Below are 25,731 nucleotides of genomic sequence, written 5' to 3' on the forward strand. Positions count from 1 at the left end.
GCGAAACAGGCGTGCTACGTTCTGCCCATGTTCCGCTCCCGAACCGCCCTGCGGCCCCCGGGCGGCTCGCCGGGGGTGCGGCGATGAGCGACGTCCTGATCGTGGGCGGCGGACCGGTGGGTCTTGCGGCCGCCATCGAGGCGAGACTCGCGGGCATGTCGGTGACGGTCGCGGAACCGCGCATCGGCACGATCGACAAGGCGTGCGGGGAGGTTCTGCTCCCCGGAGCGGTGCCCATGCTGCAGCGACTCGGTATCGAGCCTCCCGGAATGCCCCTGCGGGGGGTCGCCTTCTTCGGCGGCGGCGAAGACCCGTGGCGGGTCGAGCATCGTTTCAGCAGCGGCGTGGGCCTCGGCCTCAGACGCGTCGTGCTTCACGCTCTTCTCACGGAGCGCGCCGAGGAACTCGGCATTGTGCGCGGCTATGGCCGTCTGCAGGGGCTCAATCAGGATGCTCACGCCGTCACGGCGCTCACCGACCTGGGCGAGACGATCCGCTGCAAGTGGCTCATCGGATGCGACGGCCTTCGCTCCGCGACGGCAAGACTCGCGGGACTCAGCGACCCCCATCCGCCGAGGCACGAGCGTTTCGCGGTGCGTCGACACTTCGCGGTCGAGCCCTGGAGCGACGTCATCGAGGTCCACTACGGGTCGGATGCGGAAGCAAGCGTCACCCCTGTCGGCCACGACCTGGTTGACGTGAGTGTGCTCGGGCCGCGCGGGGTCGCCTACCGCGCGACGATCAACTCGATCCCCGAACTCGAGCGGCGGCTGCGTGGCGCCCCCGCCGTCACGGAGGCGAGGGGGGCCGGCCCGTTCCCCCGGCGCACGACCGCGCGGACCTCGGGTCGGGTGCTGCTGGCGGGCGACGCATCCGGCTATGTCGATGCGATCACGAGTGAAGGACTGCGAACCGGTTTTGCGCAGGCGAAGGCGGCGATCGACGCGATCCGCCGCGGACGACCCGCTGAATATGAGCGCGAGTGGCAGCGGGTGACGCGGCCCTACAACCTGATCACATCGGGCCTCGTGGGAGCGGGAGGCACCGCGCTTCGCTCGGGCCTCGTCGCAACTGCAGCGAAGGCGCCGCGCGTGTTCGGTGCCGTCATGGAGAGACTCACGCGCTGACGAGCCGGAGCAATTTGTACCCCGGAACGATCGATTCACCCTCCCAATGGGGGTGTTTGCGCGTTGTTCTGTACCTCAATTGCCCGCAGGATATATCGCGCTACCTTTTCCCCTCGCGAAAGTCACCCCGTGCAACCACCTCGCCGTCTCGCGGCCGCCTTTGGCGCCGCCCTCGCGCTCCTCCTAGGGGTCGCCGTCACTCCCGCCACCGCCGCCCAATACAGCGAGATCGGGCAGATCGTCATCAACCCCGGAGGCGGCAACGCGACCGATGGCTCCGACGGCCTGCGCATCGTCATCAACTCCAACGGCACGGGATACGACCAGGTGTACTACGAGGGCACCTACCAGTACTGCTGCTCCGCCGGCGCGCCCTCGCTCAACATCGGAGGCACCCTCTTCGGGCAGGCCTATGCGGCCGCAGCTCCCGAGAACCTCTGGGACAGCATGACGGCGACCCCCGTCACGGTGGAAGGCAACACCTCAGAGGTCACGATCACCGCGAACGCGATCGTCGACGGTCTCACCTACTCGGTCGCACGACACATCGAGTACACGGCACCCGACGAGAGCTTCCGCGAGACCTTCAGTGTCACCGTGCCGGAGGGCAACACCCACCCCGTGAAGCTCTACCACGGCGGAGACACCGCCCCCGGCAGCTCCGACTCGGGCTTCGGCGTCATGCTCACAAGCCCCGTGCGCACAATCATCTCCCTCAACCCGAGCTCGGGCATCCAGTTCGGGTTCCGCGAGGTGCCCGTCGGAGATGTCGGCCACAAGGCCTTCGACGGCGCCTGGTCGCGGGGCTACTGGACGGCATCCACGAACGTCTCGAGTGGAACGGATCTCGACCCCGCCTTCTACGTCGAGGAGGCGCAGCACGATGCCGGCCTCATGGTGCAGTGGACCATCGGTGCCACCCACGGTTCGGGCGACGCGGCTGCGGCCGGCACGCACGTCGCCGCAATGGAGGAGTTCGTCAGCCGCTACGTCAACCTCGTCGGCGCCTTCTCGGCTGCTTCCGCAGAACCGAACGAGACCGTGGATGCAACCTTCACGATTCGCAGCGGCAAGCGGGAGGCGCAGAGCGGCCTCGGCTTCGACCTGACCCTGCCCGCCGGCATGACGATTGCGGGGGATGCCTCCAACAGCTGCGGCGCGACCGTGACCGCCGAGCTCGGCTCGGGCTCAGCGACCGTTGCGGGCGCAAGCGTCGCGGGCCGCAGCGAGGGCGTCGACGGCAGCTGCTCCGTCACCATCCCGGTCGCCGCGGCGACGGATGGCACGTACCGCCTCAGCAACGCCAACATCACCGCCCCGACGGGTGAACTCATCCCCACGCTCACCGAGCGCGCCCTCACGGTGCTGACCGCCCCCGGCACGCCCGGCACCCCCGTCGTCGAGACGGGCGACGGCACCGCGACGATCACCGTGACGGCCCCCAGCACCGGGGGAGCCCCCGACAGCTACACCGTGACGGCGCTCGGCACCTCGCCGCTCGCGACTTGCGTTGCGGCGCCCGCGAGCCCCTCCTGCACCATCACGGGCCTCAGCAACGGGGTCGCCTACGACTTCGTCGTGACCGCCACCAACCCGGCGGGCGAATCGAGCGCCTCGGCCGCCACCACGGCGACCCCCGCGGGCCTTCCCGCCGCGATCGAGACCGTCACGGTGCTCTCGGGTGACCAGCGCATCCGTGCCACCTGGGAGGCGCCCGCCGACAACGGCGCCGCCATCACCGGCTACACGGTCAGCTGGTCGAGCGACGGGGGAACCACCTGGAGCACGGATGTCACGACCACGCGCACCTCGCTGTGGCTCCCGCGTCTGACGAACGACGTCGCCCACCTCGTGCGTGTCTCCGCGGTCAACGCGAAGGGTGCCGGCGTGCCCACCGTCTCCTCTCCCGTCACTCCGCGCATGATCCCCGACACCGTGGAACTCGCGCCGGTTCCGCCGGTGACCGCGCCCCCCGTGGGGGAGTCCGCGCTCACGGTCGACGGCGAGACGCGGCCCGTCACGATCACGCGCGACCGGGCCACCCAGTCGGTGACCCTTGAGGGCGACGGCTTCACGATGCGCCTCGACTCCCAGACGAGCACCGGTGAGACCTTTGACCTCGACGAGGCGGGCAACCTCATGCTCATCGAGGAGGGCTACCTGCTCGTGGAGGGCGACGGCTTCAAGCCGAACACCGACGTCAACCTCTACCTGTTCTCAGAGCCCACCAGCCTCGGCGCCGTCCGCACCGACAGCACGGGAGCCTTCAGCGGCCGGGTCCGGCTTCCGGAAGGAATCCCGGTCGGTCTTCACACCGTGCAGGCGGTCGGCATGAGCTCCGACGGCGAGATCCGCGTGCTCTCCCTCGGCGTCCGCGTCATGCCGCAGCAGTTGCAGGTGACGGGAGCGGATGTCATGCAGTGGCTCTACGCGGGGCTCGCGGCCGCAGCATCCGGCATCGTGCTCGTGGGCATTGCCGGCCTGCGGCGCCGCCGCACCGCCTGAGCTGCGAGCGTCACGGGAGCAGGAGGTCGTGTAGATCCTGGGGTGACTTCGCCACTCCGATCGCACCCTCCTGCTCCTCCTCCGCGCCGTAGCCCCACTCGACGAAGATCGCCGGGATGCCGTGGGCGGCCGCCCCCTCGACGTCGTGCAGGCGGTCGCCGACCATGACGGCACGGCTCGTGTCGACGCCGATCATCGTGAAGCGGCGCATCGCATCCTCGACGACATCCTTCTTGGCGCTGCGGATCTCGTCGATCGAGGAGCCCGCGAGGACGCGGAAATACTGCGTCAGGTTGGCGTTGTCGAGGATGACCGAGGCTGGAAACTCCGGCTTCGAGGTCGCTAGCCCGAGCGGGATGCCCGCGCGGTGAATCGCCTTGAGGATGCCCGGGATCCCGTCGAAGATCGGGCTGCCGTGCACGTTGTGCTCGAGGTAGTGCTGGCGGTAGATCGCGAGGGCCTGCGCCGACTCGACCTCATCCATTCCCGCCCGCACCCGGAACGACTCGAGGATCGGCGGGCCCACATAGGCGAGCAACTCCTCCGGGTCGGGCACCTCTCGCCCGAGCTTCTCGAACATGTAACCCAGCGAGGCGGTTATGCCCGGGGCCGAATCGGAGATGGTGCCGTCGAGGTCGAAAAGGATGCAGGTCCAGGGCTGGCTCATGCCTTCAACCTACGCGCGTGTGATCAGCGCAGGGACCCCAGCACGACCGAGTACTCGAGAATGCGGCGACTGCCCACGAGTCCCTCGAGCTGGAACGGGTCTGCGTCGAGGAGCTCAGCGGCGCGCTCGGCGGAAGGCACGTCCATGATCAACAGGGCGCCCGCGCGCTCGCCCTCGAAGGTGGGGCCGCTCGCGATCAGCTCGCGCGAGTCGACGAGCGTCGCGAGGTACTCGCGGTGGGCGGCGCGGTGCTGGTCGCGGCCCTCCGTGTCGTCGGTGTAGTCGTAGAGCACGGCGAAGGTGGGCACGGGAGACTCCGATCAGAAGAGGTAGTGGTCAGAAGAGACGAAGGTGGCTGTCGTCCATGCCGCGCATCGCGTCATAGTCGAGCACGACACAGCGGATGCCTCGGTCCTCCGCCAGCGTGCGGGCCTGGGGTTTGATCTCCTGAGCCGCAAAGATCCCGGCCACTGGCGCAAGGAGCGGGTCGCGGTTCATCAGCTCGAGGTAGCGGGTGAGTTGTTCCACGCCGTCGATGTCGCCGCGGCGCTTGATCTCGACCGCCACACTGGCGCCTGCGGCATCCGTCGCCAGGATGTCGACAGGGCCGATCGCCGTCATGTACTCGCGCCGCACGAGCCGGTAACCCTCACCGAGGGTTTCGATCTGCTCGGCGAGCAGCTTCTGCAGATGCGCCTCGACGCCATCCTTCTGCAGGCCGGGGTCGACGCCCAGATCGTGCTGGCTGTCGTGCAGCACCTCGTGGATCGAGATCACCAGCATGTCGGCCGTCTTCGCCTGGGTGACGCGCCAGATCTCGGTGACGCCCGCATCCGCCTGCTCGGGCTCTGGCTCCATCGTGGTGAGTGCGCACGGCGGGCTCATCCAGTTGAGCGGCTTGTAGCTGAGCGAGTCCGAGTGCACGAGCACGCTGCCGTCGGCCTTGAGCAGCAGCAGCCGGGTCGCGAGGGGCAGGTGGGCGCTCAGTCGACCGGCATAGTCGACGGAGCACTTGGCAATGACAAGACGCACCTGATCGAGGGTAGTCGGTCGTCAGCGGATGCTGCGGGGCTCGCGCGCGGCGGGCGATGCGAGCCCCGCAGCGATCACGAGCACCAGCACGAAGAGGAGGGCCCGGAGGAGGCCGAACTGCTCGCCCAGGAAGCCGATCGTGAGCGGCCCAGCGAGGAAGGCGAGGTAGCCGATCGTTGCGACAGCGCTCACGCGCGCCGCCGCCGTGCGCGGGTCATCCGCCGCCGCCGACATGCCCGTGGGAAAACCGAGGGCCGAGCCGAGGCCCCAAAGTGCCACGCCGACGACGGCCACCCAGACCACGGGCACGAAGATCACCAGCACGAGGCCGAGCGCGGCGAGGGCGGCGCTCGCCCGGAGCACGGGAACCCTCCCGAAGCGGTCGAGCACCGCTACCCCCGCAAGCCGGCCCACCGTCATGGCCGTGACGAAGAGGCCGAAGACGAGAGCGCCGGAGGCGCGCTCCATGCCGTGGCCCTCCACCATCGTGAGCGCCAGCCAGTCGTTGGCCGAGCCCTCCGCGAGAGCCATACCGAGCACGAGAACTCCGATGAGGAGCGTACGACCGTCACGCCAGATCGAGAGGCGGTCACGCCAGGAGCTCGGCGGCGCATCGTCGTCGGGAACGTCGGCGACATCCTCACGCTGCGTGGCGCGCACGCTCAGCGCTCCCGCCGCAATGATGATGACGGAGACGACCGTCGCCTGGGCCGGGATGGGCACGCTGAGAAGCTCGCACAGCGCACCCACGCCCGCTCCCAGCATCGTTCCCAGGCTGAAGAACGCGTGATACACGGGCATGACGGTGCGGCCGAGCATCCGCTCATTGACGGCCCCGCTGAGGTTCATGGCCACATCTGCCGTGGAGAGGGCGGCGCCGAAGAAGCCGAGCCCGCCGGCGACGACCCAGAAGCCGCTGGTCTCGAGCGTGACGCCGAACCCCGCGACGATGAGGCCCAGGGGACCGAGCCCGAGGCACCAGGCCATGAGGCGGCGCGTGCCGATGAGCGCGATGAGGTGACTGGAGGCGAGCAGGCCGAGGATCGAGCCGATCGCGATGAAGAGAACGAGGATGCCCATCTCGGCGGTGGAGACGCCGAGTGCATCCTTGATGGCGGGGGTGCGCGCCATCCAACTCGCGATGCCCAGACCGCAGAGGGCGAAGATGACGAAGAGCGCGTTGCGCCAGGCGGTGATCTCGGCGCGCGTGAGCGCTGCGGCGGGGGCGGTCATCGTTCTCCGGAAGTTGCAGGGTCGAATCGATTCGATCGAATCGGTTCGAGTAGGCTAACAAGCCATGGACGCCCACGCAACGAGAGCACGAGCGACGCTCGCGGCCGTCGCGGAGCGCGCGGGAGTCTCTCGTTCGACCGCCTCGCTCGCGTTCAGCGGTGCCGGTCCCGTCGCCCCCGAGACCCGCGACCGCGTGCTCGAGGCCGCGCGCACCCTCGGGTACGGCGGTCCAGACCCCGTCGCGCGGTCGCTACGCCGCGGCCGCACCGGCATCGTCGGCGTTGTCATCGAAGATCGTCTGCGCGAAGCATTCCGCGACCCCATGAACATCCCCATGCTCGACGGACTCGCCGACGAACTCGGCACAGCGGGCCTCAGCATCCTTCTCCTCACCGACCCCACGACGGCCGGCTCGGACCCCGGTGTTCCCGCCGTCATCGAAACGGCACCCATGGATGCGGTCGTGCTGGTGGGATGCAGCACGCGGCTCGACGCATCCGTCGCCCTCCTGCGCCGCCGCCGCATCCCCATCGCGGCGATCGAGGCGGAGCCCATGGAGGGCGTGCTCGACATCGCCCTCGACAACCGCCGCGCGAGCGCACTCGGGGCAGCCCGGATGCACGAACTCGGCCACCGCGATATCGCCGTCGTCACCCTCCCGCTCGGGCCCGAGCACTCCGCCGGCGCCCTCGCGGAGGACTGGGAGGCGCGCGCGACATCGTTCCCCGCAGCGGAGCGGCTGCGGGGCGTGCTCGACGTCTACGACACCCTGCGCGGATGGATGGCCCCGGCGAGCTCGATCGCCTCCGGATACACAGCCGGCCTCAGCATCCTTGCCGATCCGCAGCACCGACCTACCGCCGTCATCGCGCAGAGCGACCTCCTCGCCCTCGGCGTCATCCGCGCCGCCGACGAGCTGGGGTTGATGGTGCCGGCGGATCTCAGCGTGCTCGGCTTCGACGGCATCCGCACGGAAGGCTACGGCGGCGTCGAACTCACAACCCTCGTGCAGCCCGCCATCGAGAAGGGACGAGCCGCGGGGCGGGGCGTGCTGCGACTACTCGCGGGCGAACCCGCCCCGCCCGTGCTCCTGCGCTGCACCCTCCGGCCGGGCCAAACGGTGGGCCCGCCCGCGGCGTGAGCCGCGGCATCCGCCCCCCCACCGAAACAGCGCGGTGTTTTCAGCTCAACGCGCGGGCAGAAAACGCCGCGCGGAACAGAAAGCACCGCGCTGTTGTGGCGGAGGAGGCCCCGTCAGGGTGCTGCGCCCGTCACCATCCAGCGCGTGGTGCGGGCCCGTAGCCCGAGGGTGAGTGCGCGCGCTCCGATGTACCCGAAGCCGAAGGCGAGCCACAGCCACGGCATGGTGGGCTCGGGGTGGCCGAGCGCGACCCAGGCGAGGAGGGGCGCATACATCGCGACATTCACGAGCCCGGTGAGGGCGAGGTAGCGTGCGTCGCCGGCCCCGATCAGCACGCCGTCGAGCACGAAGACGTAACCGGCGAGCGGTATGCCCGCCGCCATCACGAGGAGCGTCGGCGCGATCGACGCACGCACCTCTGTGTCACCAGTGAAGGCGAAACCCAGCCACGGTGACAGCGCGGCGATCACGGCCCCCAGCACAAGCCCCGAGACGAGGCCGTGCAGGATGAGCCTGCGGGTCACGGCGGTCACGCGCGGCACATCCGATGCTCCGAGCCCATGCCCGATCATCGCCTGGCCCGCGATCGCCAGCGCGTCGAGCGCGAAGGCGAGCGTCGAGAAGACCGTCATCGCGATCTGGAGGGTCGCGAGCTCCGTCACGCCCAGGCCGGATGCCACGGCCACTGTCGCGAGCATGGCGACCCGCAGCGCGGCGGTCCGCAGCAGCAGCCAGGCGCCGGACCCGGCAACCCCGCCGACGCCGCGCAGCCCCGGACGCAGGGCGGCACCCGTGCTGCGGGCGGCCCGTACGGCCATGACGATATACACGGCTGCCATGCCCCACTGCGCGATGACCGTGCCGATCGCCGAACCCGCGATGCCCCAGCCGAGCCCGTAGATGAGCACCGCGTTGAGCGCGATGTTGGCGCCGAAGCCCGCCGTCGCGACCACGAGGGGCGTGCGGGTGTCCTGAAGGCCGCGCAGGAGCCCGGATGCCGCGATCACGAGCAGCATGGCCGGGATGCCCCACAGCGAGAGTGACAGGTAGACGTGAGCCTCCTCGCCGACCTGGGCGGTGCTGCCGAATGCGCCGACGAGGGCCTCGACCGTAGGGAGGCCGATCACGACGAGCGCGACGCCGAGCAGGAGAGCCAGCCACATCCCGTCGATGCCGGCCCGGATGGCACCTGCCCGGTCGCCCGAGCCGAGGCGCCGCGCGACCGCCGGCGTCGTCGCGTAGGCGAGGAACACGAGCAGCCCCACGACCGTCTGCAACACCGCACTTGCGATGCCAAGGCCGGCGAGAGCATCCGCCCCCAGGTGGCCGATCATGGCGGTGTCGGCGAGCAGGAACAGCGGCTCAGCGACGAGCGCGCCGAGCGCGGGCACGGCGAGCCGCAGGATGTCGCGGTCGATCGCTTTCACCGTGCCTCCCCGTTCATCATTCAGGAACTATGCCCGCTGCATCCGCTCATCATTCAGGAACTACGGGCGTCGGGCCGATTCATCAGGAAGGTGCAGTGACAAAAGTGATCGCTGATATCCAGCGGGACCAGAGGGGTCAGGGACATCCGCCCAAGAGCACGACTTCCTGAATTATGAAGGGCCGCGCGACTGTCGGTTCCTGAATAATGAAGAGTCGCCGGACCGCTGGTTCCTGAATGATGAAAGCGGATGCCTCAGAGAGCCGTGCCGCGGACCCGACCGATGATCGCCATCAGGTGGTAGACGACGAGCGCCGCAACCGTGCCGAGGATGATGCCGCCGAAGGTGATGCCGTCGCCGCCGAGGGTGAAGTCCGCGATCGCGATGATGAGCGCGACACCGGCCGTGAACTGGTTGCGTGGCTTGGAGAAGTCGACGTTGTTCTCGACCCAGATGCGCACGCCGATGATTCCGATGAGCCCGTAGAGGGCGGTCGTGACGCCGCCGAGCACTCCCGGGGGGATCGTGAAGATCACGGCGCCGATCTTGGGCGAAAGTCCGAGGAGGATGGCGGCGATGCCGGCGACCCAATAGGCGGCCGTCGAGAACACGCGGGTGGCCGACATGACGCCGATGTTCTCGCCGTAGGTGGTCGTGGGGGAGCCGCCGCCGATGCCGGCGATGACGGTTGCGAGGCCGTCGGCGAAAAGGGCGCGGCCCATGAGCGGGTCGAGGTTGCGGTCGGTGAGCTGCGCGACCCCCTTCACGTGGCCCACGTTCTCCGCAATGAGGGCGAGCACGACCGGCAGGAACATGAGGTAGATGAAGAGGTGGTCGGTGCTGAAGGTCGGCAGGATGAATTCGGGCAGGCCGATCCACGGGGCATCCGCGACACCGCTGAGGTCGACCTCGCCCATCAGCAGCGCGAAGACGTAGCCGACCGCGACGCCGACGACGATCGAGAGTCGGCCGATCATCCCCTTGAAGAGCACGGCCACGAGGATGACGGCGAGCAGCGTGACGACCGCCGTGAGCGGCGCCACCTCGAAGTTGGCCTTGGCGGCGGGCGCGAGGTTGAAGCCGATGAGGGCGACGATCGTGCCGGCGACGACGGGCGGCATGAGCGCGTTGATCCAGCCGGTGCCCGCGAGGTGCACGATCGCGCCGACGATCGCCAGCAGGGCGCCGACGACGATGATTCCGCCGAGCGCGACCGACTTGCCATCGGATGCCACGGCCGCCGTGATGGGCGCGATGAAGGCGAACGACGAGCCGAGGTAGCTGGGCAGGCGGTTCTTCGTGATGAGCAGGAAGAGCAGGGTGCCGAGCCCGGAGAAGAGCAGGGTCGTGCTGGGCGAGAAGCCCGTGATGAGCGGCACGAGGAAGGTCGCGCCGAACATCGCCACGATGTGCTGCCCGCCGAAGCCGAGGGTGCGGGGCCAGCTGAGCCGCTCCTCGGGGAGGACGATCTCGGATGCCGCAACATCCTTGCCGTCGCCGTGCAGTTTCCAGATCGCCATGGTGCTCCTCGGTGGTTCTCGGGCCACCCCCGCGGGCGGGCCATCCGAGAGACTAGCGCCTCAGGTGCCGTGTCGGTGTGACTCGTTAGGGTGGGTCCATGACCCTCGCCTCCGGTATCGACCTCGACGAACTCGACCCGGGCACCCGGCCCCAGGACGACCTTTTCCGCCACGTCAATGGCAAGTGGATCGCGCGCACGGAGATCCCCTCTGACAAGGCCAGATACGGGTCGTTCTATGTGCTCGCGGAGGAGGCGGAGCAGGCGGTGCGCGCCATCATCGAGGAGGCGCAGAAGGCCGAGCCGGGCACGGAACAGCGCAAGGTGGGGGACCTCTACACGAGCTTCATGGACGTCGATCGCGTGGAGGCGCTCGGTGCGGCACCGCTGGGTCCGGGGCTCGCGGCAGTAGAGGCCGTGGCATCCGTCGACGATTTCATGGCGACCCTCGGTCGTCTCGAGCGTCAGGGGGTGAGTGGGCTCTTCCAGCTCTTCGTCGACAATGACCCGGGCAACCCCGAGCGCTACCTCGTCTTCGTTGAGCAGGGCGGCATCGGCCTGCCCGACGAGTCATATTTCAGGGAGGAACGTTTCGCCGCCGTGCGCGAGAAGTATCGCTCCTTCATAGAGCACATGTTCACGCTTGCGGGCGTCGAGGGGGCAGCGGATGCCGCGGCTCGCGTCTTCGAGCTCGAGACGGCAATCGCGGCGCAGCACTGGGACAACGTGCGTACGCGCGACGCGGAGGCCACCTACAACCCGATGTCGTGGTCTTCGCTGGCTGCTGACTCGGAGGTCCTGCCCGTCTGGCTTGGGGCCATGGACCCGCCCCAGGGCAGCTTCGACGAGGTGGTCGTGCGTGAGCCGAGCTTCATCGAGGGTGTGCGGCAGCTGATCGTGGCCGAGCGGCTCGACGCGTGGCGCGACTGGCTGCGCTGGCAGGTCATCCGCTCCTCCGCTCCGTACCTCTCCGGCGACTTCGTCGAGGCGAACTTCGACTTCTACGGCCGCACCCTCACGGGCACCCCCGAGCTGCGGGCGCGGTGGAAGCGCGGCGTCTCCTTCGTTGAGGGCGCCATGGGTGAGGCGGTCGGCAAGATCTACGTCGATCGGCACTTCCCGCCCGCCGCGAAGACGGCGATGGACGTGCTCGTCGACAACCTCGTCGAGGCCTACCGCCAGTCGATCTCCTCGCTCGCGTGGATGACGGATGCCACGCGCTCCCGCGCCCTCGAGAAGCTCGAGAAGTTCACGCCCAAGATCGGCTTCCCCGAGAAATGGCGGGACTACTCCTCGCTCGAGGTCGATGCAGCTGACCTGCTCGGCAACGTGCGGGCGACGAGCGAGTTCGAGTTCCAGCGCGAGCTCGGCAAGGTGGGCCGCCCGCTCGACCGCGACGAGTGGTTCATGACCCCGCAGACGATCAACGCCTACTACAACCCAGGGTTCAACGAGATCGTCTTTCCCGCCGCGATCCTGCAATACCCCTTCTTCGACGAGAACCGGGATGCCGCGGCGAACTACGGTGCGATCGGCGCCGTCATCGGCCACGAGATCGGCCATGGCTTCGATGACCAGGGCTCGCGTTTCGACGGGGACGGGCGACTCACCGACTGGTGGACGGCGGAGGACCGGGAGGCCTTCGAGCGCCTCACCTCGTCGCTCATCGCCCAGTACGACGCGCTCGCCCCGCAGCAGACGCCCGAGCATCAGGTCAACGGCTCCCTCACGATCGGGGAGAACATCGGCGACCTCGGCGGACTCGGCATCGCGTGGAAGGCATATCTGATCTCGCTTGGGGGCGAGGAGCCGCCCGTCATCGACGGGCTCACGGGCGCGGAGCGCTTCTTCCTCTCCTGGGCGCAGGCGTGGCAGCTCAAGGCACGCGATGAGGAGGTCGTGCGTCTGCTCGCGATCGATCCGCACTCGCCCAACGAGTTCCGCTGCAACCAGATCGTTCGCAACATCGACGCGTTCTATGAGACCTTTGATGTCTCTCAGGATGATGCGCTGTGGCTCGACCCGAGCGAGCGCGTCACCATCTGGTAAAGGCCCACCTTCTTCGATGCCTGGAGGAGAAGCATCTGTGTCGTCGACTGAGCAGCAGCGTCGCCGGCGTGTGCGCGCGCAGGGAGCCGCCCGCCATCGAGGGGCCGAGGAAGCAGGCTCCTTCTCTGAGAGTTTCACCGCCCTCGGGGAGCTCGCCTACGGTGGCGCGCGCGTCTCCGCGACCGTGCTCGACCTCACGACGGGCCTGCCGCTCCTCGCGATCGACGACCGCGTGGCGCTGCCGACCGCGAGCGTCGGCAAGGTGCTCCTGCTCATCGAGCTCGCCGCCCGCATCACGACTCGCGACCAGCACACGCCCGGCATCCTCGACAAGACCCCGGATGACGCGATCGCGGACTCGGGCCTGTGGCACCGCATGCAGGTGCCCACGCTGCCCCTCGGTGATCTGGGGCTCCTCGTGGGTGCCGCGAGCGACAACGTCGCGACCAACGTGCTGTTGCGGCACATCGGGCTCGACGCCGTGCGCGAGCGTGCGGAATCCCTTGGCCTGAGCCGCACGGCGCTGCTCGACAAGGTGCGGCTCAAGCGGGGCCCCGACGACGCCCCCCAGTTCTCGGTCGGTGCGACCGCCGAGCTCGCATGGCTCTTCTATGCCCTCTCCCGGGGGCAGGTCGTCGACTCCGTGACGAGCCAGCGCGTGCTCGACTGGCTCTCGCTCAACGCGGACCTCTCGATGGTGGCGAGCGCGTTCGGTCTCGACCCACTCGCGCACCGGGCATCCGCCCACGGCCTGCAACTCGTCAATAAGACGGGAACGGATGCCGGGGTGCGCAGCGACGTCGGCCTCCTTCACGGCCGCCAGGGGGGAGTTGCTTACGCCGTCACGGTCGAGTTCGTCGACTCGAGCCTCCACGAGCGGCTGCGCGTGCTCGACACGATGCGTACGGTCGGCCGCGACATCCTCGAGTACGTCTACTGACACGCCTCAATGAGTGAGGACGCGAGCGAGACTCTGGGAGTTTGCCAAAAAACGGCTGGGGACGGCAGGTCTACGCTGAGACGACACAAGACCACCCCCAACGGAACGGAGACACCGTGCGAGGAAAGATTCTGATCCTGACCGGTCTGGCTGTCGGCTACGTGCTGGGAGCACGTGCTGGTCGTGAGCGCTACGAGGAGATCAAAGAGTCGGCGACCAAGCTCTGGAACGACCCTCGCGTCAAGTCCAAGGTCGACGCCGTCGAGGATTTCGCTAAGGACAAGGGCCCGGATGTCGCGGAGTTCGTGAGCGACAAGGCCAAGAAGGTCGTGAACCAGGTGAACGGCAACAAGAAGAAGGCGACGAACACCTCGCCCTCGACGACGAAGACCACGACGCCGTCGAGCACGCCTGGTACGACCTCGAGCTAGGACAAGTCAATGACGGACCGCATGATTCCGCCCCGCCCCCGCAGACGCTCGCTCGTCGAGCTGCTGGTCGATGTGCCGCGGCTCGTCAGCGAGCTCGTGACGGCCGAGATCGAGCAACTCAAGGCCGAGCTCACGGCGAAGGTCAAGGGTCTCGGGATCGCGGCGGGGCTTCTTGCCGCAGCCGCGGTCGTGCTGCTCTTCATGGTCGGGGTGCTGCTGACGGCCGCCGTGCTCGCCCTTTCGCTCGTCATGCCGGGCTGGGCTGCGGCCCTTGTGGTGGCGGCGGTGCTTCTGATCATCGCCGCGATCCTCGGCTGGATCGGCTACGTCAAGCTCAAGGCGGACATGCCGCCGCTGCCGAGCGACACGATCGAGAGCGTCAAGAAGGACATCGACGTCGTACGCGGCGTCCACCGCCCCTGACCCGGACGGCCCCGTCCCCCGAAGAGACGAAGGAGAATCATGAGCGACACCACCCCCACGAAGTCGGATGCGGCCAAGGCCGCCGAGGAGGCGCGCGAATCGCTCGGCGACACGCTCGACGAGATCGAGGACCGGTTCGACATCAAGAAGCGCACAAGCGAGTTCACCGAGAAGGCGAAGCGTTCATACGACGAGAACCCGGTGCCCTGGATCGTCGGTGCGACGGCCGCTCTCATCGCGGTCGGCGGCCTCGTCACGTGGGCCATTTTCAGCGACGACTGATTGCGTGAGGGCGTCGCGCGGTCGCATCCGGGCGCCGCAGGGGTGCAGGATGGGAACATGACCGTCTCCCGTCGCGAGAAACCCCTCACGGGATGGCGCGTGCTCGTGCCGCGCGGGGGCGCCTACGGGGAGAACGTCGCGGCGGTGCTGCGCTCCTTCGGTGCAACCGCGGTGGTCGCCCCCATGATCAACTTCTCCATGCCGGAGGATCCGGCTCCCCTCGACGAAGCGCTCGAGCGGCTCGAGTCAGGGCACTACGACTGGCTTGTGGTGAGCAGCGCCACGACCGTCGATGTGCTCAACATTCGCGGCATCCAACTGCCCGCCTCGACCCGCATCGCCTGCGTCGGCGAGACGACGCTCGCGGCGCTGACCCTCGCCGGATACGAGGCCGACCTGGTGCCCGCGCCGGACAACTCGCCCCGCGGGCTGCTCGGCTCGTGGCCGGCCGACTCGCGGTCGGGCCGCATCCTGGTGCCACAGTCGGATGCCTCAGACCCTGCCCTGCTCTCGGGACTCGCCGAGCTGGGCCTCGACGTCGACGTCGTCACCTCTCACCGGGTGGTGGGCATTCCCGTCACGGAGCGGGTGGCGGCGGATGTCGCATCCGGGCGCATCAGCGCGATCCTGATCAGTTCCGGCATTGTGGCGCGGCATGTGATGGAGCAGCTCGGTCCGCTGCCCGAGTCGACCGTGGTGGCGTGCATCGGGCCGCGGACCGCTTTTGACGCTCGCGCGGCGGGCCTCACGGTCGACGTCATCTCGGAGGACCGCACGGCGGAGGGACTCGTCGAGGCGCTCGCCGAGTTCGCCCGCAGCCACGGGGGCACGGCCTAGCGCCTTCGCGGACGCCTACACCGGCGCGGACGGCGACGCCCACACGGACGCGACGACGTCGCGGACCGACGTCAGTTGCGCACGTCGACGACCGTGCGCCCGCGCACGCCGCCCTGCAGGATCCGCTCGGCGACGGCGGGAGCATCCGCAAGTCCGACGGTCTCGGTGAGGCTGTCGAGCAGCTCGAGATCGAGGTCGGACGCGAGGCGATCCCAGGCCTGCTCCCTGAGCACGGTCGGCGCGAAGACGGAGTTGATGCCCGCGAGGTTCACGGCGCGGAGGATGAACGGCATGACCGTCGTGGGGAGTTCCGCCGACTGGGCGAGGCCGCAGGATGCGACGGTGCCGCCGTAGCTCGTCTGCGCGAGCACATTCGCGAGGGTCGCACCGCCGACCGAGTCGACCGCGGCGGCCCAGCGCTGCCCCTGCAGGGGCTTGCCGGGCTCGCTCAGTTCGGCACGGTCGATGATGGCGTCGGCGCCGAGGGACTGCAGGTAGTCGCTCTCTTCCGGCCGCCCGGTCGACGCCGTGACGTGGTGACCGAGCCGGGAGAGCAGGGTGATCGCGACGGAACCAACGCCGCCAGCCGCACCCGTCACGAGCACGCTGCCGTCGGAGTGGTCGAGGGCTCCGGCCCGCTCGAGGGCGAGTACCGCGAGCATCGCGGTGAAACCGGCCGTGCCGATCGCGGCGGCCTGCCGCGAGGAGAGGGCGTCGGGCACGCGCACGAGCCAGTCCGACTTCACGCGGGCGCGTTCCGCCAGGCCGCCGTGGTGGGTCTCGCCGAGACCCTGGCCGTTGAGGAGCACGCGGTCTCCGGCAGACCAGCGGCTCGAGGCATCCGCGGAGGCGACCGTGCCGACGAGGTCGATCCCGGGGATCAGCGGATAGTCGCGGATGACCCCCGGCCGACCCATGATGGCGAGGCCGTCCTTGAAGTTGATGCTCGAGTACTCGACGTCGATCGTGACGTCGCCCGCCATCAGGTCGTCGTCGCCGAGGTCGGTGATGAGCCTCGTGCTGATGCCGTCGTCGTTCTTCTCCACCCTCAGTGCACGCATTCACCCACCCTACTGAGCGGCGCCGAGAGCGTCAGGAATGGGCGCTGAACTGTGGATGAACCCAACTCACACGGCGAGGGGAGGACGGATGCCCGACGTGCCGGTCGCATCCGCGGCATCCGTGCCCAGATGCACGATGCGGTTATCAGCGTCGACGTGCACGATGGAGGGCTCGAACTCGCGCGCCTCGGCGGGCTCCATCTGGGCGTAGGCGATCAGGATGACGATGTCGCCCGGGTGCACGAGGTGCGCCGCGGCGCCGTTGATCGACAGCACGCCGCTGCCGCGCTCGCCCGCGATCGTGTAGGTCTCGAGCCGGGCGCCATTTGTGACGTCGACGATGGCGACCTTCTCGCCCGGCAGGATTCCGGATGCGTCGAGCAGATCGCTGTCGACGGTGACGGAGCCGACATAGTGAAGGTCGGCCTGCGTGACGGTCGCGCGATGGATCTTCGCTTTGAGCATCGTGAGAAGCATGGCGCTTAAGGGTAACGCATGCGCTACTCAGGAATTCCGGGCTTCGCGACAGCCGGTGAGGTTGCTCGAGGTCAGCCGAAGAGGACGGCCGCTTCGTCGTAGCGCTCCTGGGGAACCGTCTTGAGCTTGCCGAGCGCATCCGCGAACGGCACCTGCACGATCTCGGTGCCGCGCAGGGCCACCATGCAGCCCCACTGCTTCTGCATCGCGAGGTCGAGCACGGCCATCCCGAGGCGGGTCGCGAGCACGCGGTCGTAGGAGGTGGGGGTGCCTCCGCGCTGGATGTGACCGAGGGTGGTCGCGCGGGTCTCGATGCCCGTCGCCGCCTCGATGGCCGGGGCGAGAGTCTCGCCGATGCCGCCGAGCCGTGGGCGCCCGAAGGCGTCGAGGCCTCGCTCCGAGTGGGGGTCGTTGGTGCCGTCGAGGATGAAGCCCTCCGCGACGACGACGAGGGGGGAGCGACCGCGGTCGTGGGCGCTTGTGACCCACTCCGTGATCTGCTCCATCGTGGTGCGTTGCTCGGGAATGAGAATCGCGTGCGCGCCCGCGGCCATGCCGGAGTGCATCGCGATCCAGCCGACGTGGCGGCCCATGACCTCCGCGATCATGCAGCGGCCGTGGGCGTCACCCGTCGTGCGCAGCCGGTCCATGGCATCCGTCGCGATCTGCACGGCGGTGTCGAAGCCGAAGGTGTAGTCCGTCGCGGAGATATCGTTGTCGATCGTCTTGGGCACGCCGACGATGGGCAGCCCCTCGTCGGTCAGACGGCGGGCCGCAGCGAGTGTGCCCTCGCCCCCGATCGCGATGAGCGAGTCGATCTCGTTCTCGGCGAGGATCTCGCGGATGCGGTCGGGGCCGCCATTTCCCTCGAAGGGGTTGGTGCGGGAGGTGCCGAGGATGGTGCCGCCCTGCTTGGCGATGCCCTTGACCTCGTGCCGACCGAGAGGCACGATGTCGGACTCGACGAGGCCCTTCCATCCGTTGCGGAAGCCCACGAACTGCTGCCCGTGGAGCTTGTCACCCTTGAGCACTGCCCCGCGGATGACAGCGTTGAGTCCGGGGGCATCGCCGCCGCTGGTGAGGATTCCGATGCGCATACCCCCATCTTGGCCGCAACCGCCGGATGTTGCGAACCCGCATGCCCCCCGAAAATGAGGGTGGCGCAACTCGACGGGGACGCGATAGATTCTCGCCACCGTGAGACCCACGGCCGATCGGCATCCTGGGGGAGCAATGGTCAAGAAGAACGTCACCGTCGACGAGGGCGACGCCGTCACCGCCGAGGCACCGGAGGCGGCCGCCGAAGAGAAGACGCCAGTCGAGAGCGCGGCGCCCGAGGAGAAGTCGCCCACCGAGGGCGAGACGCCCGCGGCCGAGGCGCCAGAGACCGAGGCAGAGCCGACCGCGCCTGCGGCAGCCGAGGCCGACACCGAGCTGCCCGACAAGGACCCCGGCAAGGTGCTCGGCGTTGTCGGCATCGTCGTGAGCCTGGCAGTGGGAATCGTCGGCTTCGTGCTGGGGCTGCTCTCCTACCGCAAATCGCGCGCGGCCGGCTTCGGTGGCGGCATCGGTATGACCGCCATGATCCTCGGAACCATCACGACAGTGGTCCTTGCGCTGCAGCTCGTGCTCCTCGCGAACGGCATGGGCATCGGGGGAGCCTGCGATGGGCGGGAGCCGGGCGTCTACACCCTCGACAACGGCACGACGATCAGCTGCCGCTGACCCTCCGCCCCAAGCCTGCCGCGACACGATACGCGGCGTCCCGCGGCGAAGCCGCACACATCCCACCGCGGCATCGCCGCACTCACAACAGCGGCTGCGCCGCGCAAGCCTGAACTGGAGCATCCATGACCACTGCAACACCCGCGCCTACGGCCGAGAACCCGGGCAAGACCCTCGGCATCGTCGGCTTCATCCTGGCGTTCTTCGTCAACATCGCGGGCCTCATCGTGAGCATCATCGCGCTCGTGAAGTCCAAGAAGGCGGGGCACGGCAACGGCTTCGCGATTGCGGGCATCATCGTCAGCATCCTGTCGATCATCGCCGGCATTCTGATCATCGCCGCGATCATCGCGGGCGCCACCGCCATCACGGATGCCGCGTGCGCCGAGCTTGGCCCGGGCGTCTGGGAGCTCGACGGCGGCGGCACGCTCGAGTGCAACTGAACTGAGTGAAACGACGCAGCGCCCCGGCCTCGACGCCGGGGCGCTGCTTTCGTTCACTCACCGTACGGAATCGGGCAGCGGATGCTCGGCGCACGCCGTCTCGTCGGCGTGCGCGTCGCACACCACGAGCTGGGTGCGGCACGAGAGATCCCGGCAGTTCTCCATGCGGCTCGTGGGGGTGTCGCAGCGGTGGCAGCGGCCGACGGTGGCCGCAGCATCCGTGAACTGCACTGCCTTTCGCTGGTCGAAGACGTAGAGGGAGCCCTCCCAGAGCCCGGCGTCCCCATACTTCTCGCCGTAGCGCACGATGCCGCCATCGAGCTGGTACACCTCGCGGAAGCCGCGCTGCACCATGAGGCTCGAGAGCACTTCGCAGCGGATGCCGCCCGTGCAGTAGGTGACGACGGGTTCGTCCTTGAGATGGTCGTAGCGGCCGCTGTCGAGCTCGGCGACGAAGTCACGGGTGGTCGCGACATCCGGCACGACCGCATCCTTGAATCGGCCGATCTGCGCCTCGAAGGCGTTGCGGCCGTCGAAGAAGGTGACCTCCTTCTCGGCGACGAGGTCGTGCAGCTGCTCGGGGCTCAGGTGCGTGCCGCCGCCCACGACGCCGTGCTCGTCGACCATGAGCTCGCCGGGGGCACCGAAGCTCACGAGCTCGTCGCGCACCCGCACGCTCAGGCGGGGGAAGTCATCGCCCGTGCCCTCGCTCCACTTGATATCCATGCCCTTGAAGGGCGCGTACTCGCGGGTCTTGCGCACGTAGCGTTTGACGTCGGCGAGCTCGCCCCCGACGGTGCCGTTGATGCCGTGGGGGGAGATGAGGATGCGCCCCTTCAGCCCCAGCGACTCGCACAGGTCGCGCTGCCAGAGGCGGATGGCGTCGGGATCCGCGAGCGGGGTGAAGCAGTAGTAGAGCACGATCTTGGGCACGGACACCGCACCACTGTAGGCGAGGCTTGTCGAGAATCGACAGCCGAATGGGCGAAACGTGGTGGCCTGATTACTCTGTCGCGGTGAATCTCATCTGGCGCACCCTGACCCACCTCCTCGTCGCCTCACGGGCGAAGCGCGTCGATGTGTTCGATGTCGTCCGCTCCCGCTTCCGCGTGCTGCCGACCGACCTCGACGTCAACCGCCACATGAACAATGGACGTTACCTGTCGATCGCCGATGTCGCCCGCTTCGAGATGCTCATGCGCACCGGCGTCTGGAAAGTTCTGATGTCGAATGGCTGGTACCCCGTCGTGCAATCGTCGACCATCACGCACCGGCTCTCCCTCACGCCGTGGCAGAGATTCACGATCGAGAGCCGCATCATGGCCTTCGACGAGAAGTCGGTCTACCTCGAGCACCGCTTCGTCGTGAAGGGGCAGCTGGCGGCCCGTCTCGTGCTGCGCGGGCGCTTCCTCAAGCGATCGGGCGGCACCGTGCCGCTCGCCGAGATCTCCAAGGCGGTCGGCGTGGATGTCTCGGACCGCTCGGTCCCCGAGTGGGTGCAGCGCTGGGCTGCGGATGTCACGCTCCCGTCGACGCGGCAGCCGACGCCGAGCGTGTGGGAGGACTGACCCCGCGCTACTCGGCGGCCTCGTCGGACTCGAGGTCGGGGTCGGGAAGCTCGCCCGGCTGCTCGGGGTTGCCGTCATTGGGGATCAGCTCGTCGTCATGCACCTCGCTGCGCTCGGCCGCGAAGAGCTCGTCGGCCGTCTTGCGCGACCTCTCCGCTGCCTCGGGATCCCACGCCGCGGCGCCGCCCTGGTTCGCATAGGGGTCGAAGCTGCTCATGCCCATGAGTTAACCAGCAGGTGGACCCGGCGTAAACCCGCGGCATCCGTTCGCTCAGTCGCCGCTCAGGCTCGAAGCCGACCGTCGCGGGGATGAGGCGCGTTTCTCAGGTTCTCGGCAGTATCCTCTGGCCCATGCCGCCCGAGTCGCCGCCCCCCGCTCGCGCCGCCGCCCTGGTCGACGCTGCCATCACGACAGTGCGGGGGTGGCTCAACCATCCCGAGCCCGAGCCGAAGCCGGGCACGCGGCGTCTGCCCCGCCCGCACCTCGTCAGCGCAGAGCGTCGCGCCGCGATTCTCGCCGACCCGGCCGGTCGCGAGTTCGCGATGCAGTTCATCGACCTCGTGATCGGCACCGAGGGGGAGCGTGCCGCCGCACGCCAGCTCGAGAGGCTCTCCCGCGACCTGCCGCCCGTGCTGCCGCTCGGCCTGCGCATCCTCATCCAACTCGCGGGCGGCTTCGCCGTGCTCCTGCCGCGCGCGGTCATGCCGCTCGTGCGGGCAGGTTTCCGCCGCGCCGTGGCGGATCGGCTGCTGGGCACCGAGCCGCGGACTCTCGACAGGTGCCTTGCGGGGCTGCGAGAGCGAGGCATCCGTGTGTCCCTCGCCCCACTCGGCGGGGCCGTGCACGGGATGGGGGAGGCCGACCGCCGACGTGGCCGCGCCCTGGATCTGCTGGGCCGGGACGATGTCGACAGTGTGATCCTGCGGCTCGGCGCCCTCGCGGGGCCCACCGCGCCCTGGGCCTACGAGGAGGCGGTCGAGCGCACGATCGAGCGCATCCTGCCCCTCTACGAGTTCGCAGCGAGTTCGCCGACGCCGAAACAGATCGTGCTCGAGACCGACCGATACGAGCACTTCGATCTCATGATGGACGTCGTCATGGGCGCTCTCGGCCGCGCAGCCCTTCTCGGCTACGAGGGCGGCATCACGCTTCCCGCCGCGCTTCCCGACGCTCTGCCGGCACTGCAGCGGCTCAGCGAATGGGCGAGGGCGCGGCGGGCGCACGGCGGGGCGGGCATCACGGTGCGGCTCGTCGAAGAAGGCCTCCTCTCGCACGAACCGGCGGATGCCGCGCGCCTCGGTGTGCCCGCGGCGACCCTGCCGACCCGGCTCGCGACCGAGGCGAACCTCGTGCGCCTGCTCGAGGGGGTGCTCAGCCCCGAGCATGCCGGCGCCGTGCGGGTCACGGTCGCGACGTCGAACCTCTTCCACCTCGCCCTTGCCTGGCACCTCGCGCGCGAGCGGGGAGTCTCGTCCGCCCTCACGGTCGAGCTGCGACGCGGGGAGACCCTGCACCTCGATGCTCTCGCCAGCGCCATCGACGACCTGCGGCTTCACGCTCCCATCGCGGACGACCTTGCCTCCTCCTCCGACCACCTGATCGAGCGGCTCGCTTCCGAAACCGAGCCCGACGGCTTCCTCGCGGCAGCCCGGCGGCTGGGGCAGGATGACGCTCTCTTCGCGCGTGAAGCCGGACGACTCGGTGAGGCCGTGACCGCCGCGGGGGAACCCGCCGCCCAGAATGCGAGGCTGCGTCCGCGCACGATCGGTGAGGACGTGCCGTCGCTGAATGATCCCGCCGTGCCAAAGGGTCGGGAGTGGGCGCGCGGTGCACTCACCCGGGCACGCGCCTCGAGCGCGGGTCGGGCGACCGTGCACGAGTCCGGCGTGGGGGAGATCGCCGAGCTGAATGCTGTCGTGGCGGCCGCAGTCGCCGCCGGCGAAGACTGGGCAGCGCGGGCGCTCACCGAACGCACGACAGGCATGCGAGACCTCGCCGCCGTGCTCGACGCGCTCCGCGCCACCATCGTCGAGACGCTCGTGAGCGAGACGGGGGCGCTCTTCGCGGAGGCCGACGGCGAGGCGGTGCGAGCCGTGAGCGCTGCCCACGCGGTGGCGCACGCGGCAGCCGCCCTCGGCTCGCTCGAGAACGCCGAATTCGAGCCCGTTCCCGTCGTGCTCGCCGCCCCCGGGTGGACCTCGCCCGTCGCCGACACCGTCGAGGCGGTCGCGTCGGCGCTCGCCGCGGGCAGCGCCGTCATCGTGCAGCCTCCGCACCAGGCTCGTCGCTCCTGCGCCCTCGTGATCGAGGCCGCGCGGGAGGCGGGACTGCCCGAGGGGCTCGTGACGCTCGTCGTGCCCGAGGGAGCGGATGTCGCGCGCGCCGCCCTCGAACACCCCGACATCGAACGCGTCGTCTTCACGGGCGACCGCGACACGGCTGGGCTACTGCGCTCGTGGCGCCCGTCGCGGCCACCCCTGGGGGACGCGGCAGGCGTGGCATCCGTCATCGTCACGGAGAGCGCCGACACGGATGCCGCGGTCGACGCGATCGTGCGGGGCGCCTTCGCCCGCGGAGCGCAGGACCCGCGTGGCGCCCGGCTCGTGATCCTCGTGGGCGAGGCCGGCGACTCGGCCGCCTTCCGGACCCGCCTCGCCGACGCCGTGCGGGCTACCCTGCCCGCCACTTCGATCGAGGCATCGTCTCGAATGGCGCCGCTCGCCACGACGCCGCCCGAGCGGCTGCGTCGCCTGCTCGCGACCCTCGACGAAGGCGAGAGCTGGCTCGTTGAGCCGGAGGCGCTCGACGACCGCCTGACCCTGTGGCGGCCGGGCGTGCGCGACGGCGTTGCCCCCGAGCACGCCGTGAACCGCACGGCTCCCGTGCCCGCCGTCGTGCTCACGCGCGTCGCCGACCTCGAGGCGGCCGTGGAGCTGCAGAACTCCGCGCAGGGAGCTGTTGCCGGCATCCACACCCTCGACGTGGAGGAGCTTGCGCTGTGGCTCGACACGGTCGACGCCGGCACGCTTGTCGTCAACGAGCCGGCGGGGACCCACGGTCGGCACGCGCTGCCGAGCGGCGGATGGCGCGGGGCGGGTGGGCTGCGCGGCTCCACCGAGCGCATCCTCACGCTCGGGGAGGCGATCCCCGTCTTCGCCGAGGCGCAGCAGAACGTGCGGCTCGACGGCATCGGTGAGCGCGTTCGTGCGCTGATCGAGGCGGCGCAGCCGGCCATGACGTTCCTCGAGTTCGACCTCGTGCGCGCGGGTGCAGTGAGCGACGAACGCGCCTGGGTCGAGCACTACCGCGATGCGCGGGAGCTTCCCGATCGCCCCGGCGAACGGGTCGTCGTGCGGCATCTTCCCGTCGACACGACCATCCGACGTGCCGCTGGCGTCTCGAGCGCGCAGTTCGTGCGGGTGCTCGCCGCGGCGACGCGAGCGGGTGCCCGCGTGCATGTGAGCACGGCGACGGAACTGCCAGAGCGCCTTGTGCAGCTCTTCGCCCACCCCCTGTCACCCCTGCGCGTCGCGAGCGTACTTGTCGAGGGCGACGCGCGCTGGCATGCGCGAATCCAGTCGGGCGAGGTGGAGACCCCACACATCCGTCTTATCGGCGGCGACGCCGGAGTGCTCGCGACCGTGCTCGCGAAGCGGCCGGATGTCGCGCTCCACGCCGCGCCCGTGACGACCGCGGGGCGCCTCGAGCTGCTGCCCTTCCTGCGCGCACAGGCTGTGCACATGACGGCAGAGCGCTACGGCCGCCCCGACCCCATGGTCGAGGCGATCGAGTTCTAGAGTTCAGGCCGATGCGGGGGCGGGGGCCTTCACGAGCTCCGGGTGGTGAATCGCCGCGACGTCCGGGTGGGCCCGGAGCCTGCTCTTGAGCGCGTTCTCACCGTAGGTCGCGTAGAGGGGCTCGCCATGAGCATCCGGGGTCACGCCCTTGGCCTTGGCAGCGAGCTCGGGGGGCAGCGTGATGGTCGGGATCGTCGCGTCGAGTGCGGGGGCGTAGAAGTAGGGGATCGAGATGCGGTCCTGGCCCGCTGAGGGCGAGATGACGCGGTGCACGGTGGCCCGCAGGTAGCCGCCGGTTGCGACCTCCAGGAGCTCGCCGATGTTGACGACGAAGGTGTAGGGGATGGGCGGTGCGTCGATCCACTCGCCGTCCTTCTCCACCTGGAGTCCGCCCTTGCCCTCCTCGACGTAAAGCAGGGTGAGCACACCGAAGTCCTTGTGGGCGCCGACTCCCTGCTGGGGGGTCGGGTCGTCCTTGCCGGGGTAGCGCACGATCTTGATGAGAGTCGAGGGATCGTGGGCGAATGCCGCGTCGAAGGTCTCGGGGTCCGCACCGAGCGACTCGGCCCACGCCCGCATGAGGGTGATGGCGACGGCGTTCATGTTCGCCTCCCACTCGGCGACGACGTCGCGCAGCTCGGGAAGGGCGCTCGGCCACTGGTTGGGGCCCTCGAGCGTCCAGTAGGGGGCGACTCCCTCGCCCTTCTCGACCGCCTCGCGCTCGGGTCCGATGTCGATCTGCTCGCGCCAGTCGACCTTGCCCTGCGTGAACTCGCCGCCGATGCGGGTGTAGCCGCGGAAGTGGCGACTCTTGATGTTCTCGATCTCGAGCTTGTCATCGACCGGGAGGTCGAAGAAGCGCCGCGCCGTGCCGATGACACTGTCGAAGAGCGCCTCAGGAATGCCATGCCCCGTGAGGTAGAAGAACCCGTATTCGTGGGTCGCCTCGCGAAGGTCGTGGCGGAAGGCAGCGGCCTCGTCATCGCCCTTCTGGAGGCGGGAGAGGTCGAGGATGGGGAGTGTCGCCGTGGTCATTGTTAAGTTGT

General features: G+C 69.3%; 25 protein-coding genes. 13 read left to right on the forward strand and 12 right to left on the reverse strand.

Annotation, left to right across the window (positions count from 1 at the left end):
* Positions 1–83 precede the first annotated feature (83 nt).
* Both OH146_RS08625 and OH146_RS13955 read left to right on the forward strand, forming a co-directional pair.
* Complete coding sequence (locus OH146_RS08625) at positions 84–1,127, forward strand: NAD(P)/FAD-dependent oxidoreductase (RefSeq protein ID WP_265159439.1); 1,044 nt, start codon at positions 84–86, stop codon at positions 1,125–1,127.
* A gap of 129 nt (positions 1,128–1,256) precedes the next feature.
* A complete protein-coding gene (locus OH146_RS13955) occupies positions 1,257–3,632 on the forward strand; it encodes a fibronectin type III domain-containing protein (RefSeq protein WP_265159441.1) in 2,376 nt (791 codons plus the stop codon).
* A 10-nt stretch (positions 3,633–3,642) separates the two neighbouring features.
* Here the strand turns inward: OH146_RS13955 and OH146_RS08635 are convergent, their stop codons facing one another.
* The 4 genes from OH146_RS08635 to OH146_RS08650 are packed head-to-tail and all read right to left on the reverse strand — an operon-like array spanning position 3,643 to position 6,564.
* Positions 3,643–4,299 carry an HAD hydrolase-like protein gene (locus OH146_RS08635; protein ID WP_265159443.1) on the reverse strand — a complete coding sequence of 219 codons (657 nt, stop codon included), beginning with the start codon at positions 4,297–4,299 and terminating at the stop codon, positions 3,643–3,645.
* Positions 4,300–4,322: 23 nt separating this feature from the next.
* The gene (locus tag OH146_RS08640; RefSeq protein ID WP_265159445.1) at positions 4,323–4,607 is read right to left on the reverse strand and encodes a YciI family protein; all 285 of its coding nucleotides are present in this window, start codon (positions 4,605–4,607) and stop codon (positions 4,323–4,325) included.
* 28 nt (positions 4,608–4,635) lie between these two features.
* The gene (gene nucS / locus OH146_RS08645; protein ID WP_265159447.1) at positions 4,636–5,331 is read right to left on the reverse strand and encodes an endonuclease NucS; all 696 of its coding nucleotides are present in this window, start codon (positions 5,329–5,331) and stop codon (positions 4,636–4,638) included.
* 21 nt (positions 5,332–5,352) lie between these two features.
* Complete coding sequence (locus tag OH146_RS08650) at positions 5,353–6,564, reverse strand: MFS transporter (protein WP_265159449.1); 1,212 nt, start codon at positions 6,562–6,564, stop codon at positions 5,353–5,355.
* A 64-nt stretch (positions 6,565–6,628) separates the two neighbouring features.
* Here OH146_RS08650 and OH146_RS08655 point away from each other — a divergent pair, with 64 nt between their 5' ends.
* Complete coding sequence (locus OH146_RS08655; protein WP_265159451.1) at positions 6,629–7,705, forward strand: LacI family DNA-binding transcriptional regulator; 1,077 nt, start codon at positions 6,629–6,631, stop codon at positions 7,703–7,705.
* A gap of 113 nt (positions 7,706–7,818) precedes the next feature.
* On the opposite strand, the gene OH146_RS08660 is transcribed toward OH146_RS08655, so the two are convergent.
* Positions 7,819–9,132, reverse strand: coding sequence for an MATE family efflux transporter (locus OH146_RS08660; RefSeq protein ID WP_265159453.1), 1,314 nt, complete (start codon positions 9,130–9,132; stop codon positions 7,819–7,821).
* Positions 9,133–9,386: 254 nt separating this feature from the next.
* A complete protein-coding gene (locus OH146_RS08665) occupies positions 9,387–10,652 on the reverse strand; it encodes a uracil-xanthine permease family protein (RefSeq protein WP_265159455.1) in 1,266 nt (421 codons plus the stop codon).
* A gap of 98 nt (positions 10,653–10,750) precedes the next feature.
* Here OH146_RS08665 and OH146_RS08670 point away from each other — a divergent pair, with 98 nt between their 5' ends.
* From OH146_RS08670 to OH146_RS08695, 6 genes are all read left to right on the forward strand, one after another.
* Positions 10,751–12,700 carry a M13 family metallopeptidase gene (locus tag OH146_RS08670; RefSeq protein ID WP_265159457.1) on the forward strand — a complete coding sequence of 650 codons (1,950 nt, stop codon included), beginning with the start codon at positions 10,751–10,753 and terminating at the stop codon, positions 12,698–12,700.
* A gap of 37 nt (positions 12,701–12,737) precedes the next feature.
* Positions 12,738–13,640: a serine hydrolase gene (locus OH146_RS08675; protein WP_265159459.1), complete on the forward strand. Its 903-nt coding sequence runs from the start codon at positions 12,738–12,740 to the stop codon at positions 13,638–13,640.
* Between the two features lie 116 nt (positions 13,641–13,756).
* Positions 13,757–14,071, forward strand: coding sequence for a YtxH domain-containing protein (locus OH146_RS08680; protein ID WP_265159461.1), 315 nt, complete (start codon positions 13,757–13,759; stop codon positions 14,069–14,071).
* 9 nt (positions 14,072–14,080) lie between these two features.
* Positions 14,081–14,494, forward strand: coding sequence for a phage holin family protein (locus OH146_RS08685; RefSeq protein WP_265159463.1), 414 nt, complete (start codon positions 14,081–14,083; stop codon positions 14,492–14,494).
* A gap of 39 nt (positions 14,495–14,533) precedes the next feature.
* Complete coding sequence (locus tag OH146_RS08690; protein WP_265159465.1) at positions 14,534–14,776, forward strand: DUF3618 domain-containing protein; 243 nt, start codon at positions 14,534–14,536, stop codon at positions 14,774–14,776.
* 57 nt (positions 14,777–14,833) lie between these two features.
* Complete coding sequence (locus OH146_RS08695; protein WP_265159467.1) at positions 14,834–15,613, forward strand: uroporphyrinogen-III synthase; 780 nt, start codon at positions 14,834–14,836, stop codon at positions 15,611–15,613.
* A gap of 71 nt (positions 15,614–15,684) precedes the next feature.
* On the opposite strand, the gene acuI is transcribed toward OH146_RS08695, so the two are convergent.
* The 3 genes from acuI to OH146_RS08710 all read right to left on the reverse strand — a co-directional run bounded on the left by acuI (position 15,685) and on the right by OH146_RS08710 (position 18,248).
* Positions 15,685–16,674 carry an acrylyl-CoA reductase (NADPH) gene (gene acuI / locus OH146_RS08700; protein ID WP_265159469.1) on the reverse strand — a complete coding sequence of 330 codons (990 nt, stop codon included), beginning with the start codon at positions 16,672–16,674 and terminating at the stop codon, positions 15,685–15,687.
* A gap of 66 nt (positions 16,675–16,740) precedes the next feature.
* Complete coding sequence (gene panD / locus OH146_RS08705) at positions 16,741–17,151, reverse strand: aspartate 1-decarboxylase (RefSeq protein ID WP_265159471.1); 411 nt, start codon at positions 17,149–17,151, stop codon at positions 16,741–16,743.
* Positions 17,152–17,222: 71 nt separating this feature from the next.
* Positions 17,223–18,248 carry a 6-phosphofructokinase gene (locus OH146_RS08710; RefSeq protein ID WP_265159473.1) on the reverse strand — a complete coding sequence of 342 codons (1,026 nt, stop codon included), beginning with the start codon at positions 18,246–18,248 and terminating at the stop codon, positions 17,223–17,225.
* A 100-nt stretch (positions 18,249–18,348) separates the two neighbouring features.
* Between OH146_RS08710 and OH146_RS08715 the strand changes: the two genes are divergently transcribed.
* Positions 18,349–18,876 (forward strand): hypothetical protein, encoded by a 528-nt coding sequence (locus OH146_RS08715; protein ID WP_265159475.1) that lies wholly within the window; start codon positions 18,349–18,351, stop codon positions 18,874–18,876.
* A 125-nt stretch (positions 18,877–19,001) separates the two neighbouring features.
* The gene (locus tag OH146_RS08720; protein ID WP_265159477.1) at positions 19,002–19,319 is read left to right on the forward strand and encodes a DUF4190 domain-containing protein; all 318 of its coding nucleotides are present in this window, start codon (positions 19,002–19,004) and stop codon (positions 19,317–19,319) included.
* Positions 19,320–19,376: 57 nt separating this feature from the next.
* On the opposite strand, the gene trhO is transcribed toward OH146_RS08720, so the two are convergent.
* Complete coding sequence (gene trhO, locus OH146_RS08725) at positions 19,377–20,258, reverse strand: oxygen-dependent tRNA uridine(34) hydroxylase TrhO (RefSeq protein ID WP_265159479.1); 882 nt, start codon at positions 20,256–20,258, stop codon at positions 19,377–19,379.
* Positions 20,259–20,335: 77 nt separating this feature from the next.
* Between trhO and OH146_RS08730 the strand changes: the two genes are divergently transcribed.
* A complete protein-coding gene (locus tag OH146_RS08730) occupies positions 20,336–20,887 on the forward strand; it encodes a thioesterase family protein (protein ID WP_265159480.1) in 552 nt (183 codons plus the stop codon).
* Between the two features lie 7 nt (positions 20,888–20,894).
* Here the strand turns inward: OH146_RS08730 and OH146_RS08735 are convergent, their stop codons facing one another.
* The gene (locus OH146_RS08735) at positions 20,895–21,104 is read right to left on the reverse strand and encodes a hypothetical protein (protein WP_265159482.1); all 210 of its coding nucleotides are present in this window, start codon (positions 21,102–21,104) and stop codon (positions 20,895–20,897) included.
* Positions 21,105–21,238: 134 nt separating this feature from the next.
* On the opposite strand from OH146_RS08735, the gene OH146_RS08740 reads away from it, so the two are divergent.
* A complete protein-coding gene (locus OH146_RS08740; RefSeq protein WP_265159484.1) occupies positions 21,239–24,685 on the forward strand; it encodes a bifunctional proline dehydrogenase/L-glutamate gamma-semialdehyde dehydrogenase in 3,447 nt (1,148 codons plus the stop codon).
* A 3-nt stretch (positions 24,686–24,688) separates the two neighbouring features.
* On the opposite strand, the gene OH146_RS08745 is transcribed toward OH146_RS08740, so the two are convergent.
* On the reverse strand, positions 24,689–25,720 hold the full coding sequence (locus OH146_RS08745) for an isopenicillin N synthase family dioxygenase (RefSeq protein WP_265159486.1): 1,032 nt from the start codon (positions 25,718–25,720) through the stop codon (positions 24,689–24,691).
* Between the last annotated feature and the right edge of the window lie 11 nt (positions 25,721–25,731).

This window comes from Homoserinimonas sedimenticola, assembly GCF_026094475.1.
Taxonomy (GTDB): domain Bacteria; phylum Actinomycetota; class Actinomycetes; order Actinomycetales; family Microbacteriaceae; genus Homoserinimonas; species Homoserinimonas sedimenticola.